A 15,375-nucleotide genomic window follows, 5' to 3' on the forward strand; every position below is an offset into this window, starting at 1 on the left:
TGTTATGAGCTGTGTTTTCTAGTAACATGGCAAATCAAAGTCGGTGTGAGATTTTGTACTAGTAAACTGGTACAAGCACAAAAAGTCAAGAGAAGTAACAAAATTAGTATGAGAATAGATCTGCACAGTCACACCACAGCGTCAGATGGCCGTTTATCTCCCCACGAATTAATTGATCGCGCGATGAATTTTAATATCGACGTGCTGGCAATAACAGACCATGACACTTTGGCGGGTTTAGCTCCTGCACACCAATATATTGCTGAAAATGAACTGGCGATTCGATTGATTGACGGAATCGAAATATCGACCGTATGGCAGAACAAAGATATTCATATTGTCGGGTTGGGTGTCGATACTGAGTGCCCTCAATTACTTGATCTCATTGAACAGCAGCAACAAAGACGAGTGGTCAGAGCACAGTTAATTGCAGAGCGACTGGAGAAGTCCACCCAAGCTGGCGTCTATCAAGATGTTGTAGAGATAAGCAATGGAGCGCCAGTAACACGTGCGCATTTTGCTAAATGGCTTGTCGATAAAGGCTACGCCAAAAATATGCAGCAAGTCTTTAAAAAGTACCTAACTCGAAATAATCCAGGTTATGTCCCGCCTAATTGGTGCACCATGAGCGAGGCTGTCGACGCTATTCATCATGCTGGTGGACAAGCAGTTTTAGCCCATCCGGGGCGTTATCAGTTAACGGCGAAATGGGTTAAGCGCTTGTTAGCGGCCTTTGTAGAAGCCAATGGCGATGCCATGGAAGTTGCGCAACCACAACAAGCGCAACAAGAAAGACGCAACCTTGCCGATTATGCGATACAATACAAACTATTAGCGTCGCAAGGCAGCGATTTCCATTATCCTTCTCCTTGGTTGGAGCTGGGTCGAAATTTATGGCTGCCATCTGGCGTTAATCCAGTCTGGGAAAACTGGGAAATCAACGCATCACAACATGAATCTGAAAACTAAAATTAAGAATAGACAGAGGAAACCATGAGCCAATTTTTCTATTTGCATCCTGAGAACCCTCAGGCTCGCTTGATCAATCAAGCTGTGGCAATAATTCGCAGTGGCGGCATCGTTATCTACCCAACGGACTCAGGCTATGCCTTGGGATGTCAGTTGGAAAACAAAAAAGCGCTAGAGAGAATTTGCCAAATTCGTCGTTTGGATGAAAAACACAATTTCACTTTACTGTGTCGTGACTTGTCTGAACTGTCTTTATACGCAAGAGTAGACAACGGCGCATTTCGTCTATTGAAAGGCCATACACCGGGCCCATACACCTTTATTTTCAAAGGAACCAAAGAAGTACCTCGTCGTTTGATGAATGCCAAGAAAAAAACCATTGGTATTCGCGTTCCTGATAACAAAATTGCGTTGGACTTACTCGAAGCACTTGGTGAGCCATTGATGTCAACATCATTGATTTTGCCGGGTAACGAACATACCGAATCTGATCCCGAGGAGATTCGAGACAAGCTAGAGCACCAAGTCGACGTTATTCTTAATGGTGGTTATTTAGGTGAGCAACCTACCACAGTTATCGATTTTAGTGACGACGAGCCTGTGATTGCTCGTTTAGGTGCGGGTGACCCGACACCTTTTGAGTAACTAATTTAGTGCGATATATGACAAGTTTTGGCATAATATACGGCCGCCCCAAAGGCACCTATTTTACTTCGACGTCTGTGAAGACGACATTAAAGGTTAATTGATGAACGAAAAACTTCAGAAAGTACTTGCTCGAGCTGGTCATGGCTCACGAAGAGAGCTTGAAGCTTTGATCAAATCGGGACGAGTCAGTGTGAATGGCGTAGTGGCCAAACTCGGTGAGCGTCTTGAAGATGATCAAGCCATTGTTCGTATCGACGGTCATACCGTTTCAGTGAAAGCTCAAGAAGAAGTAGTATGTCGGGTGTTAGCCTACTACAAACCTGAGGGTGAACTTTGTACTCGTCATGATCCAGAAGGGCGACGCACGGTTTTTGACCGTTTGCCTAAGATTCGTGGCTCGCGTTGGATTTCTGTTGGTCGTCTTGATGCCAATACGTCAGGTCTTTTGTTATTTACCACTGACGGCGAACTCGCGAACCGTTTGATGCACCCAAGTCGTCAAGTAGAGCGCGAATACCTGGTACGCGTATTTGGTGAAGTTAACGAAAGCAAAGTACGTAACCTAGTGAAAGGTGTGGAGCTAGAAGATGGATTGGCCCGATTTGAAGATGTAGTCTACACCGGTGGTGAAGGTATGAACCATACCTTCTACGTCGTAATCAACGAAGGTCGTAACCGCGAAGTTCGTCGCTTATGGGAGTCACAAGATTGCACCGTTAGCCGCCTTAAGCGTGTTCGATACGGTGATATATTCCTCGACAAAAAATTGCCACGTGGTGGTTGGATGGAGTTAGACCTAAAAGAAGTCAACTACCTACGCACCTTGGTTGAGCTTAAGCCAGAATCTCAGTCTCTACTGGATCTGGACAAGAGCAATACATCACGCAAGCGCGAGCGCAGCCGCAGTCAAAAAATTCGCCGCGCAGTAAGAAGACATGAAGAGCGTGTAACATCGGGTGGTCGCAGTAATAAACAGCCAAAACGCAGACGTTCTTAATCTCGTTTTCTCTAGAACTATTTTCAAAGCAGCCAACAGGCTGCTTTTTTGATCCTTCAATATATTCACATTCAATTCGCATCTAAAAACTCGAATCAGTAACTAAAAATCTCTATGCATTTTCGGTTGCAGTAGTTTATTAAACATTGAGCTACTTGTTTTACAAACGCTCATTTTGATTTGAAAAAATAGTATTTATAGAATTATCATCAATATGAACTAAAGTATTACTAGTCGTTGTTGGAAACGCTTTATGTTGAAATACTATCTAAAGTTCATAGCAGTCGTAGTCACGCTCGCTGGCGTGTGCTTTCCAGCATCTTCTCACACGAATTTCTATCCCATTTTTGAACGTCACAATGTTGTTAGTTTGCTTATTCGCCCATCCAGTGGAGAGATTGTGGACGCCAACCAGGCTGCAGCTGATTACTACGGCTATTCACGATTGCAGCTAACCGAGATGAATATTCAAGATATCAACGCACTCTCTGCTGAGGCCGTTGCCGCAGAAAGAGCCTTGGCGTTGGAGGAGAAGCGAAATTTCTTTTTGTTCAAACACAAACTCGCGAATGGTGATATCAGGTCGGTTCAGGTGTCTTCCGTTCCCGTCGAATTTGAAGAAGAAACTCTGCTCTATTCGATTATCTATGATGTTTCGGACTATCGAGCTGCTCAAGATTCACTGTTGCACTATCAAACACGCTTGGAAGAACTAGTAGAACAAAAGACCCAGTTGTTGGCTGCGACTAAGGACAAACAACTTATGGGAATGGCCTCACTTCTGCTCTTGCTGTTCATTGCGGTATTGGTGCTGATGAGAATGGTCTATAAATACAAATCAACGCAAAAGCAGCTTCACCATGAAAAACAACGATTAGATGAAGTTATTTGGGGAACCCACGTTGGGACCTGGGAGTGGCATATTCCTTCAGGAAAAATCTCTATTAATGAACGTTGGGCTGAGCTAATAGGGTATACCCTAGAGGAGTTAGGTGAACATTCAATTGATACTTGGGTAAAATTTTGCCATCCAGATGACTTACCCCGATCTCAGGAAATCCTAGACAAGAATTTCAGCGGCGAGCTTGATTACTATGAAGTTGAAGCCCGGATGCGTCATAAAGATGGACATTGGATTTGGGTACTTGACAGAGGCAAGGTGGTTGAATGGTCGAAAGATGGGAAGCCCGTTCGGATGTCTGGCACTCATCAAGACATTACGAGCCAAAAGAACTTGTTGAGCAAGTTGGAAAAAATGGCGCATTACGACTTGTTAACAGAGTTACCTAACCGTTCTTATTTCAGCGAGCGTGCAAGTCAACTAAGTCAATTTGCAGAGATGAATAGGCGACAGTTTGCCTTACTTTTTATCGACCTCAACGATTTCAAATTGGTGAATGATAAACATGGTCACGAAGCCGGGGATACAGTTTTGATTGAGGTAGGCCGTCGATTAAGAAGTTCAGTTCGCTCAAGTGATCTGACCGGCCGGCTCGGCGGCGATGAGTTTGCGGTGGTACTGAATGGCATATCAGGTGTGAAAGCGGCCGAGCAAGTGACACAAACACTGCTCGGCAATCTGAATATCCCCTATAAACTTAATAGTGGTCAATCTGTCGCGGTAACAGCGTCTATTGGTGTAGCTTGTTACCCTCAGCACGGCAATGATTTAGAACATCTGTTACAGGTCGCGGATGAAGCCATGTATCGTGCAAAAAGCGGCCCAGTGAAAGGCTCATATCAAATAGCTCCAACCATTCAATAATTGCTGGAGCTTTCGTGGACTTAGTGGTTTATGTTGACCTTAATGCCTGATTCAGCTTTGCATAGTGCCCATCTGCCGCTAATAAGTCGTCGTGTCGACCGGTCTCGATTAGCTTGCCGTTATCGAGCAAACAAATTTTGTCCATTTTATGTAGATTGACCAAACGGTGAGTGACAAACAACACCGTGCTTGACGAAAAGTACTGATCAAACAAGCCAAGCATTTCGGCTTCAGTTTGTTTGTCGAGGCCTTCGGTTGGCTCATCAAGCAATACAATTGGCGCAGGTTTAAGCATCGCTCGCGCTATGCCGATACGACGTTTCTCTCCGCCAGATAACTGTCTACCACCTTCACCAAGCCATGTGTCCAATCCCGGGGCTAATAACAGCTCTTCCAATCCAACTTGTTGTAATACGGTTTCAAGTTCTTGATCTGGATGTTCTTGACTCAGTTGAAGATTATCTCGCAACGAGCCATTGAGGATGTCGACTCTCTGGCTAACAACGGTTATTGCTGCGCGCAGTTCAGATTCTGAATACGTTTTGATCTCTCTTTCATCAATTTTGATAGTCCCTTGAGTTGAATCCCAAAAGCGGCAGAGAAGTTGAAGTAGAGTGGACTTACCACAGCCAGTTTTTCCAAGAATTGCAACTTTCTCACCCGCTTCAATATTCAACGTTAAGCTATCAAGTGCGGGTCTAGTCAAACTAGGTTCAAGATTTGAATTGTCGTGAATCGGGTATTGATAAGTGACATTGTCGATCTGAATAGCGCTACTTAAAGGTCGGTCATGGTTTTCGTCGGCCTTTTGGTTGTCATCGACAAACTGAACTTCAGGCTTGGTTTGCAATATCTCATTAAGACGACGTGCAGATGTCAGTGTCTGGCCTAAATGTTGGAACGCCCCAGCGATTGGCATCAATAACTCAAAGCTCGCCATGGTCGCAAAAGCAATTAAAGCGACAATAGGATCAGGTGCTTGACCAGCGATGCCATCAGCGGCAAACCAAAGAATGAAAACCAAGGTCCAACCGTTGGCAAGCAGTAGCAGTGCTTGAGCTAAGCCTGTGATATGGGCGTTGACCCACTGGTTCTTGAGCAAGTTCGTTTGTGCTTCGTGGATTCTCTCACGATAACGAGCTTCCGCGCCGAATAGTGTTAGCTCACTGTAGCCTTGAATCCAGTCGAGGGTACGAATTCTTAAATCAGCTCTATGCTCCGTTAATGAAGCACCATTGCGTTTGCCAAGTTTGTAGAAAAGTACTGGCCAAATTAGCAACAACGACAGCAGGACTGCAGCCAACATTAACCCAATACCAGGCGCAAACCAGGCCACGAGCGCAGAGACGCCGATGGTACCAAGCACCCCAACAATCATCGGGCTAACAAGACGCAGATAAACGTGGTCCATGGAATCGACATCTGCTGTGATTCGGTTGAGCAAATCCGCATCACGTAAGCTATTTGACGTACTTGGTATGAGTGGGACCAGCTTGCGATAGAAGTAGAGTCTTAAATCTGCCAATAGTTTAAAAGTAGCATTATGGCTAACGACTCGTTCGCCCCAACGCCCTGCGGTTCTACCCATGGCAAACCCACGAACAAAGGCCCCGGGTAACATGTAATTGAAGGTTTCGCGGGCGATTGTTAACCCGGCAACAGCCGCCGCCGATAAAAACCAACCGGACAAGCTGAGCAAACCTATCGACGCTGCCATGGTTAATAGCGCAAGCAGCATACCCAGTGTCAGCCCAAACCAGTGTTTTCTGTAGAGCTTTAGAAAAGGAATTAAATCACGCATCTAAATCTCCTTGAACTTGGTTGCTGTGGTCATGCGACAGTAGCTGAGCAAAGACGCCATCGGTATTAGACAATGTCTCAAAGTCACCTGATTCAACTAATGTTCCGTTATCAAGCACCAATATTTGTTGGCAGTCATTTAAATGCGCCAATTGATGGGTCACCATGACAACCGTTTTATCAATTAGGTTTTTGTTTAAACTTTGAGAAACAAGCTTTTCACTGTTGGCATCCAAACTGGCAGTCGGTTCGTCCAGTAGCCAAAAGTTACCGTCTTGAATCAGTGCTCTGGCGAGCGCCAACCGTTGTGCTTGGCCAACGGAAAGCCCCGTAGAGCGGTCGCCAACCATATACTCCATCCCAATTTGCGATACAAAGTCTGTGCTAAAGGATTCATCAATTGCTCTGTTCAAGGTTTCTGGTTGTACATCCTGGCGACCCAAGGTGAGGTTATCCCGAATTGAGCCGTGTACTAGAAGAGGGTTTTGTCCTACCCAGCTTACGTTTCTATGCCATGAGGCAATGTCTAAGTGTGAGCGCTCAATACCATTGATTTTGAGTGAACCTGAATAGGGGAGAAAGCCCAAAATAGCGTTGACGAGCGTGGTTTTACCTGCACCACTTTGACCAACGATGGCTGTTTTGGTTTTACTGCCAATAGAAAAGGAAATTGGACCCAGTAACGTTTTTCCTTCCGGGCTTTGCACCACAAGATCAGACGCGGAGATATGAATTTCTTGGTTTTCATCCAGTACGACATCACCATGATTGATGCTTTTCGCTTCGGTTTCCAAGAAGGCCACTATGCTTTCTGCCGCACCAATGGCTTGTTGTTTGGCGTGATAATAGGTGCCTAGCTCGCGAAGTGGCTGGTAAAATTCTGGTGCAAGAATCAAGATAAACAATCCAGCAAACAGGGTGACACCAATTCCATAGTGACCAAAATCGAGTTCGCCGATAAAGCTAAAGCCAAAGTAAACAGCCGTTATGGCAATTGAAATCGAGGTGAAGAACTCTAAAACGGCCGAAGATAAAAAGGCAATTTTAAGCACGCCCATGGTTTTGGTTCGCAGAACATCAGCCGCGCCCTTTAAGACTTCGTGCTCTGCGTCGGTACGGTCAAACAGTTTTAGCGTCGTCATTGCTTGTAAGCGGTCATAAAAATGACCGGACAGTCGCTGTAAAGCTTTGAAGTTTTTACTGCTCGCGTCGGCGGCTTTTATACCGACTAACGCCATAAACAATGGTACTAGTGGAGCCGTGAGAAGAAATATTAAGCCAGCCGCCCAGTTGATAGGAAATACCACTGCGAGGATAACGAAAGGAATCATTACCGACAGTGCCATCTGGGGTAAGTAGCGAGCGAAAAAGTCTTGCATGTTTTCGACTTGCTCTAGCAGCAATGTTGCCCAGGCACCAGCTGGTTTTCCTTTGATATAAGCTGGACCAAGCTCGCGCAACTTATCCAAAATGAGTTGACGAATATATACGCGTATTTGTTCACCGGCGCGAAAACCTGCCAGTTCTCTCCCCCAATTACAGGCAGCTCTTACCAGTACTGCGATCAGTAATCCAACGAAATAATGAGTGAGCTCGTGTTTATCTGTATTTTCGATGATGAGCTGGTGAAGAATATGAGCAATGAAATAGGCTTGGGCGACTAAGAAGAAACTGGCGGTAAACCCCAGTAAAATACTGACCATTAACCAACGGCTAGCTTGTCGGCTTTGTCCTCGTAACCACTTGTTGAGTACGCGCTGTTGTTTTCTATCCATTCGTATTATGTACGGGAAAAAAGAGAAGAAAATGAAGCACGTATTATACAACACAAAGCCCGATGGTTATACCATCGGGCTTTGATAATCACATACAAAAAGTAGGATTTAATCTCAATTTCGCGATAATCGACTAGTCGTCAAGAGAGTCTAAGTAGCGTTCCGCGTCTAGTGCAGCCATACAGCCTGTGCCCGCTGATGTGATGGCTTGACGGTAAGTGTGGTCCATAACATCTCCAGCCGCAAATATCCCAGGGATGCTGGTTTGCGTGGCGTTACCGTTCAGACCAGACTGCACTTTTATGTAACCGTCTTGCATATCCAATTGACCTTGGAACAGGTCGGTGTTCGGTTGATGACCAATTGCAATAAATACACCCATCAATTCAAGGCTAGTGATTGCGTCAGTTTTGGTGTCTTGGATTTCAACTCCTGTGACTCCCATGTCATCACCGACTACTTGATGCAAGGTTTTATCGGTATGCAAAACAATATTGCCAGACTCGACCTTATCCATCAGACGCTTGACGAGAATTTTTTCAGCGCGGAATGAATCACGGCGGTGAATCAAGTGTACTTCAGACGCGATGTTGCTCAGGTACAGCGCTTCTTCTACTGCGGTGTTACCACCACCCACAACGGCAACTTTCTGATTGCGGTAGAAAAATCCATCACAGGTTGCGCAAGCAGATACGCCACGGCCTTTAAATGCATCCTCAGAAGGTAAACCCAGATATTTGGCAGAAGCACCCGTTGAGATAACCAATGAGTCGCAAGTGTAAGCGCCTGAGTCACCCTGAAGTTTGAACGGTTTCTCAGAAAAATCGACGGTATGAATATGATCAAACACGATTTCGGTTTCAAAACGTTCGGCGTGCTCTTTCATTCTTTCCATCAACGCTGGACCTGTTAAACCTTCCGCATCGCCGGGCCAGTTTTCCACGTCAGTTGTTGTGGTCAATTGACCGCCTTGTTGCATCCCTGTCACCAGAACAGGGTTTAGGTTGGCGCGAGCCGCGTAGACAGCTGCTGTGTAGCCAGCAGGGCCAGAACCTAGAATCAGTAGTTTACAATGTTTGACGTCGCTCATTGGCGCTCCATTACCTTTCACTTGTCTTTCTTATTACGGTGATTTTAAAGGTTAGAAGGTCTATTGCAATGACAGATTCGTGCTTGTGGGCAATAAAAAGTTAGCCGCGAGACTTTTCCGGTGGTGTGAAACGAGAAAATTAGAAAATTCTGGATTAACTCAATGAAATATAAGCCTAATTTTTTCATTCGATCTTGACCATGGAATCTTAAACAACTTTTCCTAGTTAAAACTTCTAGATTTCAACCTGTGCGGGTGTTGTTGATTTTGGTTATGTGCTGATATTTTATCTGATTGTGGAATATTGAGCTAAAATTTAACTTAAAAAAGTCAAAAGAACTAAATTTTGTTGATTGGATAGTGCAATCGCGCAATACTAAGAATGTAAACAAGATGTAATCGTAAGTTGTTTTTACTGTTAACAAGGAGGCTGCGATGGACATCAATCATGAGAATACCCTACAACTCACCCATCTAAGTGATGGAGCAATACGTCAACTTTCCGGCTCGTTCGATGGTTTACCACATACCACTCATGCGGATGGTAAATATCGGTTAAGACGTTACTCCGTCATCCAGTATCGTTCCACAGGAGTCGTTGCCACAGACAAACACAGTTTTGTGCAAAGCGAAGACATTAACCACTTTCAAGGTGACGTGGTCCGTCAGTTCGAACCGGTAGAACACAGAACACTCAGCAGTGAAGGCTTTCAAGAATTGTGCGATATCTTTGTCGACAGTAATGCTCTGCCAGAAGATCAAGAAATAGAAGTGCATCAAATTCGCATTGAAACGGTATTTGATGAAACCCAAGTAGCACCGGAAGGTGTCCACCAAGACGGTTTTGACCATATTGCGATTGTCGGTATTGACCGTAAAAATATCGTCGGCGGTGAAATCATGCTGTACGAAGATAACCACGGAGCACCGTTTTATCGAAAAGTGCTGAACAATGGTGAAGTTGCGCTATTAGCAGATAGCAAACTTTGGCATAACGCGTGTCCTATTCGAGCAGTCGAGCAAGATCAATTGGGTCATATGGATGTGTTTGTACTGACTGCTAAGGTAAACAAATATGTCAGCTAGTTTTGATGTGCATGCACAAAGACGTCAGTTCACCGCACTTGATCAGCAGCACAACAATCAGCCCGTTTACTTCTTTGATGGGCCGGGTGGGGCACAAGTGCCCAATCAAGTTTTGAACGCGATGACATCCTATCTGGGTCGATACAACTCGAACTTGGGTGGCTCATTTTTTTCAAGCAGAGAAACGGTTAATCTGGTTGAACAAGCGAGAACCAGCGCGGCAGCATTGCTAAACGCAGAATCATCGAACAACATTGTGTTTGGCGCTAACATGACTAGCCTAACATTTCAGCTAAGTAGAAGCCTCGCGAGAACGTGGCGTTCTGGAGATGAAATCATAGTCACCGAACTAGACCACTTTGCCAATGTGTCCAGTTGGCAGCAGGCGGCGAAGGATAGAGGAGCTATCGTCCACACAGCACCCGTTTGCCCTAAAACATATCAATTAGACCTAGCAAAGCTCTCAATGCTTGTATCCGCAAAGACTAAGCTAATCGCCATCACGTATGCGTCAAATGCCATTGGCACCAATGTTGATATGCCAGCAGTCGTTGAAATTGCCAAGTCCGTAGGTGCAAAAGTGTATATCGATGCGGTGCATTACGCTCCTCATTCATTGCCTGACGTACAACAACTCGGGTGTGACTTTCTAGTGTGTTCGGCTTATAAATTTTTCGGCCCTCACTTGGGTATAGCTTATGTCGCGGATCCATGGCTCGAGGAGTTGCAACCATACAAAGTAGAGCCTGCACCCAGTCAAGGTCCTGGACGGTTTGAAACGGGCACACAATCGTTTGAAGCACTTGCAGGTCTGGTTAGCTGCGTGGACTATTTAGGACAGCATGGTGATCCAAAAGCGTCGTTGCGACAACGATTGATCGAAAGCTATGAATATTATCAAGCACACGAAACGCAACTGGCACAGTATTTTCTAGAGTCTATTGAGTCTGTAGAGGGATGCCAGGTGCATGGAATAACGAATGCTGACAGCAATCTGCGTACGCCAACCTTTGCGCTGACGTTTGATTTTTGCCGTCCTAGCGATATGGCGCAACACCTTGGAGAACACAACATGTGTACTTGGGCAGGGCATTTTTATGCAGTGGCGTTGATTGAGCGTTTAGGTTTATCGGATCAAGGCGGTGTGTTGCGAGTTGGTTTTATGCACTACAACACTAAGCAAGAAATTGACAAATTGATACTGGCGATTCAGTCGTACCAAAGTGATGTAAGCTAGTTCTTTGTCTGAATGGCAGTCTACTCCTTTTCACTGAGACAAACAGGCGCCCGTTTTTAACAGCGGGCGACTGTTTATCTAGGGCACTATTCGCTAGCGACACTAACCTCATAAGAACTGAACTTTCGGATGTTAATTACGCCAGTATCCAAGATCAGGTATTGACCTTTTATTCCCTGCAATAACCCGGACACCACGGGATTTTTATCAAAATTGTGCGACGTTATTTTGCTCGGATGTTGTTCAACTGGGTAGTGGATGTGCGTTTCTGAATCCAAAGGTAACCTTTCGATGGCGTCTTCACCAAACTGTTGCTTAAGCTCTTCAATTTTGGGCTCAATATTGGGCCAAATCGCTTCAAAACGAGCTTTCATATCTAACGGCTCACCATCTTCTTTAAGTAAGGTTCGCCAGTTGGTTTTATCTGCCACTTGTTTGGCTATTTCCACTTCGATTAAGCCAGATAAATAGCGCGTTTTCACTTTAAATACAGGGATGGCCTGAGTTGCCCCCTGGTCGATCCAACGGGTAGGAACTTGAGTATGACGAGTGATACCAACTTTGAGGCTTGAGGTGTTGGAGAAATACACATAATGGTCAATCATGCAGTTTTCTTCCCCCCACGAAGGTTCGCGGCAAGTGCCTTGATCGTAGTGACACGTTTCAGGCTTCATAATACACATGTCGCAGCTCGCGAGCTTTTTCATGCAAACAAAGCAGTGTCCTTGGGAATAACTTTTTTTGGTTTTCTTGCCGCATTCGCAGCAGTAAATATTGCCCGAATAGGTCAGTTCGATGTGTTTACCGATAAGTGGGTTTAACTCTACGAAGCTATCTCCTACTGGAAGGGAATAAGAGACAGGTGTGGTTAGCGAGGACTTAAGCTTGCGCAAAGTCCCAGTGGCGATTTGATTCATGACATTACTCTTTTATTGGTCTAGGTTTCGTGACCTAAACATCTTGTATCTAATAGTATATCTAATGCCTGTATAGATACTTAAAGAGTTTGTTTAAAAAAATCAAAACGCGGCGATTTACAAGGAGGACTGAGCGGCTGAAATACTGTTAGCGATATCTTCTGGCTGAGCAGGAGTTTCAGGGATAGGTTCTATTGGGCCTAAAAATTTTGGCTGAGTTTTAAATACATAGAGATCGAGTAGCGCTTTGGCGCGAGCAAATACCTCGCGAGTTCTCACTTTGAACCCGTTGTGTGAAACTGGATCTGGAACCGCAAAACAGCTCGCGTCAATACCAAAATGGTTGGCAATATACAGTGCGCGTTCACAATGGAATTTCTGTGTCACCACCAAAAATTCGTCGGTGGCAAAAATCTTTTTGGCGCGAACAACAGAGTCTAATGTTCTGAAACCAGCATAATCCAAGAAAATGTGGGCCTCAGGAACATCGGCTTTTAACAAATCCCGTTTCATTGTCCACGGTTCGTTGTAAGAGCGGTGGGCATTATCACCACTTAACAAAAACTGTTTTACCTTGTCGTTGTTATACAGAGACAGCGCTAAGTCCATTCTTGCGGTGTAATACTCATTTAAGCTACGGCCAAGATATTTGCTGGTGCCCAATACCACGGCAACGTTGAATGCGGGTACGTCGTCTATGTTGGTGTAGATTTGTGATTGAGTGGAGAGGCTGAACATTCTGTCAGTTGTGAATAAGCCCACTGCGATGATAAGCAGTGCGACCAATGCCATTTTCAACCAAGCTAACATATTCACTTTATTAAGTATGCTCTTCATCCAGTGGTTAATCTCTGGTACATCTTTGGATTTGATTCAAAAGCTAGCATCTCACGAGCTACCTCGATTTTTGGCTATATCTGACGGTGCTTTTGAGCCCACAAACCGATAGCAATAAAGGCTATGATGACGAATGCGACCAAGGATCCAGCATCAAGACTTCTAAGCCATTGAGAAACGTAAGGTGTTGCGTGAATTATAATTAAGCCGAAACCGAACGCATTTATCAAGACAAACACCAAGGTTTTGACCAAGAAAAATTGGTTTCTTAACTTGCGTCTGACGAAGGCATTAATGTCGCTACCAAACACCACCAGTAGACAAGCAACCAGTGCGACTGAAATTTCACCAATGTAAGGTCGGAACCACGGAGCAAGAGGGGCTAGAAATTCAAACATAAACTAATCATAAAAAAAGAAGCCCCCGTATGGTAACGAGGGCTTATCAGGATTAGAAGGAAGTTCGCTTGTATTTGCGATATACAGGCTGCCAGAACCAATTCTCAATGGATTCTACTAACGCATCATCTGTGATTGCTTGAGCAACGCCTTGTTCAATCGCTTTTTTCGCGACGGCAAACGCAATTTTCTTGGATACCGAATGGATGGCTTCCAATGGCGGTAGTAGCGCGCCGTGTCCATTGATAGCTAATGGTGAGCAGTCGGCAAGTGCACGACTAGATTCCATTAACATTTCATCCGTTACACGACGAGCACCCACGGCCAATACGCCAAGGCCAATACCCGGGAAGATGTAGCTGTTGTTACATTGAGCAATTTGGTAAGTCTTACCGTTTAGTTTTACTGCATCAAATGGACTGCCTGTTGCAACTAGTGCTTCACCATTGGTCCAGTTAAGAATATCGTGAGGTGTTGCTTCAACACGGCTAGTTGGGTTTGACAATGGGAATACAATAGGTCGCTCACAATGGGTGTGCATTTCTTGGATGACTTCTTGGCTGAACAAACCAGGAGCACCAGAGACACCAATTAGAACCGTAGGTTTGGCGTTGCGAATGACATCAAGTAAAGAATAGCCATTGCCATCAGATTCCCACGCTTTGGTGTTTTTGCCTTTTTGCACTAATCGTTGTTGGAAATCCAGCAGGTTAGGCATACCTTCTTGCAACAATCCCCAACGGTCAACCATATAGACTTGCGAACGAGCTTGTTCATCGCTGATTCCTTCGGACACCATTTGCGCAATAATTGCTTCGGCAATACCACAGCCAGCTGAACCGGCTCCCAAGAAGGTAACACGCTGGTCTTTCAGTTCTGTCCCTGCGGCCTTACATGCCGCTAATAGTGAGCCCACTGTAATGGCAGCGGTACCTTGAATGTCATCGTTGAAGCAACAAATTCTGTTTTTGTAGCGCTCCAATAATGGCATGGCATTTTTCTGGGCAAAATCTTCAAATTGAATTAAAGCTTCTGGCCAGCGACGCTGAACCGCTTGGATAAACTCTTCAACAAACTCCTCATACTCAGGTCCAGTAATGCGAGTATGTCGCCAACCCATATACATAGGGTCAGCCAGTCGTTGCGGGTTGTTTGTACCCACATCCAGCACGATTGGTAGTGTGTAAGCCGGGCTGATACCGCCACAAGCGGTATAAAGCGATAGCTTACCAATAGGAATACCCATACCGCCGATCCCTTGGTCACCTAGGCCAAGGATACGCTCACCATCGGTTACTACGATCACTTTTACGTTCTGAGTCGCGGCGTTGTTTAGCAAGTCATCGATGCGGTCTCGATTTGGGTAGGAGATAAACACCCCGCGCCCACGTCGATAAATGTTTGAGAAGTTTTCACACGCTGCGCCAACCGTAGGAGTGTAGATGATTGGCATCATCTCACTGATGTGGTTTTGTACCAGCCGATAGAAAAGCGTTTCGTTTGTATCTTGAATGTTGCGCAGGTAAATGTGCTTATCCATGTCGTTGTCAAAGCTAATGTACTGCTGATAGGCACGGTCTGCTTGCTCTTGAATGGTTTCTGTTGCCTCTGGAAGCAATCCTTCAAGGTTAAAAGAACTTCTTTCTTCAGCACTGAATGCACTGCCTTTGTTTAGCAAAGGTGTTGCTAGTAGCGCTGGTCCAGCATAAGGAATATAAAGCGGTCGTTTGGAATTATTCATTCGTGTCCTGGATTAAGCATAATGTCATTCGACATAAACAATAGAAATAACCAATAGAAAGGTTGGCAGTAGCACTCTAGGCAAGTCTTAATGCGCCTTTATTGAAAATGATAGG

General features: G+C 45.0%; 13 protein-coding genes. 6 read left to right on the plus strand and 7 right to left on the minus strand.

Going from position 1 to position 15,375, the window contains the following annotated elements; genetic code table 11:
• Window positions 1-108 precede the first annotated feature (108 nt).
• The 4 genes from rnm to ACXAFJ_RS05225 all read left to right on the plus strand — a co-directional run bounded on the left by rnm (window position 109) and on the right by ACXAFJ_RS05225 (window position 4,379).
• Complete coding sequence (rnm, locus tag ACXAFJ_RS05210; protein WP_475321898.1) at window positions 109-969, plus strand: RNase RNM; 861 nt, start codon at window positions 109-111, stop codon at window positions 967-969.
• A 24-nt stretch (window positions 970-993) separates the two neighbouring features.
• Window positions 994-1,614, plus strand: a complete 621-nt coding sequence (locus ACXAFJ_RS05215) for an L-threonylcarbamoyladenylate synthase (protein WP_475321899.1) — start codon at window positions 994-996, stop codon at window positions 1,612-1,614.
• 103 nt (window positions 1,615-1,717) lie between these two features.
• On the plus strand, window positions 1,718-2,614 hold the full coding sequence (gene rluB / locus ACXAFJ_RS05220; protein WP_475321900.1) for a 23S rRNA pseudouridine(2605) synthase RluB: 897 nt from the start codon (window positions 1,718-1,720) through the stop codon (window positions 2,612-2,614).
• 253 nt (window positions 2,615-2,867) lie between these two features.
• Entirely contained in the window at window positions 2,868-4,379 is a 1,512-nt protein-coding gene (locus ACXAFJ_RS05225; protein ID WP_475321902.1) for a diguanylate cyclase domain-containing protein, read from the plus strand.
• 28 nt (window positions 4,380-4,407) lie between these two features.
• Here ACXAFJ_RS05225 and cydC read toward each other — a convergent pair whose 3' ends face one another.
• From cydC to trxB, 3 genes are all read right to left on the minus strand, one after another.
• Window positions 4,408-6,180 carry a heme ABC transporter ATP-binding protein/permease CydC gene (gene cydC, locus ACXAFJ_RS05230; RefSeq protein WP_475321903.1) on the minus strand — a complete coding sequence of 591 codons (1,773 nt, stop codon included), beginning with the start codon at window positions 6,178-6,180 and terminating at the stop codon, window positions 4,408-4,410.
• Window positions 6,173-7,954, minus strand: coding sequence for a heme ABC transporter permease/ATP-binding protein CydD (gene cydD, locus ACXAFJ_RS05235; protein WP_475321904.1), 1,782 nt, complete (start codon window positions 7,952-7,954; stop codon window positions 6,173-6,175). Before cydD ends, cydC begins: the two co-directional genes overlap by 8 nt.
• Window positions 7,955-8,087: 133 nt before the next feature.
• On the minus strand, window positions 8,088-9,044 hold the full coding sequence (trxB, locus tag ACXAFJ_RS05240; protein ID WP_475321906.1) for a thioredoxin-disulfide reductase: 957 nt from the start codon (window positions 9,042-9,044) through the stop codon (window positions 8,088-8,090).
• A gap of 435 nt (window positions 9,045-9,479) precedes the next feature.
• Between trxB and ACXAFJ_RS05245 the strand changes: the two genes are divergently transcribed.
• Together ACXAFJ_RS05245 and ACXAFJ_RS05250 are read left to right on the plus strand one after the other, a co-directional pair.
• A complete protein-coding gene (locus ACXAFJ_RS05245; protein WP_475321907.1) occupies window positions 9,480-10,130 on the plus strand; it encodes a 2OG-Fe dioxygenase family protein in 651 nt (216 codons plus the stop codon).
• Window positions 10,120-11,367, plus strand: coding sequence for a cysteine desulfurase-like protein (locus ACXAFJ_RS05250; RefSeq protein ID WP_475321908.1), 1,248 nt, complete (start codon window positions 10,120-10,122; stop codon window positions 11,365-11,367). Before ACXAFJ_RS05245 ends, ACXAFJ_RS05250 begins: the two co-directional genes overlap by 11 nt.
• 86 nt (window positions 11,368-11,453) lie before the next feature.
• Here the strand turns inward: ACXAFJ_RS05250 and ACXAFJ_RS05255 are convergent, their stop codons facing one another.
• From ACXAFJ_RS05255 to ACXAFJ_RS05270, 4 genes are all read right to left on the minus strand, one after another.
• Window positions 11,454-12,284 carry a DUF2797 domain-containing protein gene (locus tag ACXAFJ_RS05255; RefSeq protein WP_475321910.1) on the minus strand — a complete coding sequence of 277 codons (831 nt, stop codon included), beginning with the start codon at window positions 12,282-12,284 and terminating at the stop codon, window positions 11,454-11,456.
• A gap of 117 nt (window positions 12,285-12,401) precedes the next feature.
• The gene (locus ACXAFJ_RS05260; RefSeq protein ID WP_475321911.1) at window positions 12,402-13,121 is read right to left on the minus strand and encodes a SanA/YdcF family protein; all 720 of its coding nucleotides are present in this window, start codon (window positions 13,119-13,121) and stop codon (window positions 12,402-12,404) included.
• A 74-nt stretch (window positions 13,122-13,195) separates the two neighbouring features.
• Window positions 13,196-13,519: a DUF3392 domain-containing protein gene (locus ACXAFJ_RS05265; protein WP_475321912.1), complete on the minus strand. Its 324-nt coding sequence runs from the start codon at window positions 13,517-13,519 to the stop codon at window positions 13,196-13,198.
• Window positions 13,520-13,571: 52 nt separating this feature from the next.
• Window positions 13,572-15,260, minus strand: coding sequence for an NAD-dependent malic enzyme (locus tag ACXAFJ_RS05270; protein ID WP_475321914.1), 1,689 nt, complete (start codon window positions 15,258-15,260; stop codon window positions 13,572-13,574).
• Window positions 15,261-15,375 lie beyond the last annotated feature (115 nt).

This window comes from Vibrio sp. ABH4_348, from assembly GCF_056159765.1.

Excerpts from the sequence above, each read along its gene's own strand:
- rnm (WP_475321898.1), top strand. The coding sequence starts at position 109 with ATGAGAATAGATCTGCACAGTCACACCACAGCGTCAGATGGCCGTTTA.
- ACXAFJ_RS05215 (WP_475321899.1), top strand. The coding sequence starts at position 994 with ATGAGCCAATTTTTCTATTTGCATCCTGAGAACCCTCAGGCTCGCTTG.
- rluB (WP_475321900.1), top strand. The coding sequence starts at position 1,718 with ATGAACGAAAAACTTCAGAAAGTACTTGCTCGAGCTGGTCATGGCTCA.
- ACXAFJ_RS05225 (WP_475321902.1), top strand. The coding sequence starts at position 2,868 with ATGTTGAAATACTATCTAAAGTTCATAGCAGTCGTAGTCACGCTCGCT.
- cydC (WP_475321903.1), bottom strand. The coding sequence starts at position 6,180 with ATGCGTGATTTAATTCCTTTTCTAAAGCTCTACAGAAAACACTGGTTT.
- cydD (WP_475321904.1), bottom strand. The coding sequence starts at position 7,954 with ATGGATAGAAAACAACAGCGCGTACTCAACAAGTGGTTACGAGGACAA.
- trxB (WP_475321906.1), bottom strand. The coding sequence starts at position 9,044 with ATGAGCGACGTCAAACATTGTAAACTACTGATTCTAGGTTCTGGCCCT.
- ACXAFJ_RS05245 (WP_475321907.1), top strand. The coding sequence starts at position 9,480 with ATGGACATCAATCATGAGAATACCCTACAACTCACCCATCTAAGTGAT.
- ACXAFJ_RS05250 (WP_475321908.1), top strand. The coding sequence starts at position 10,120 with ATGTCAGCTAGTTTTGATGTGCATGCACAAAGACGTCAGTTCACCGCA.
- ACXAFJ_RS05255 (WP_475321910.1), bottom strand. The coding sequence starts at position 12,284 with ATGAATCAAATCGCCACTGGGACTTTGCGCAAGCTTAAGTCCTCGCTA.
- ACXAFJ_RS05260 (WP_475321911.1), bottom strand. The coding sequence starts at position 13,121 with ATGAAGAGCATACTTAATAAAGTGAATATGTTAGCTTGGTTGAAAATG.
- ACXAFJ_RS05265 (WP_475321912.1), bottom strand. The coding sequence starts at position 13,519 with ATGTTTGAATTTCTAGCCCCTCTTGCTCCGTGGTTCCGACCTTACATT.
- ACXAFJ_RS05270 (WP_475321914.1), bottom strand. The coding sequence starts at position 15,260 with ATGAATAATTCCAAACGACCGCTTTATATTCCTTATGCTGGACCAGCG.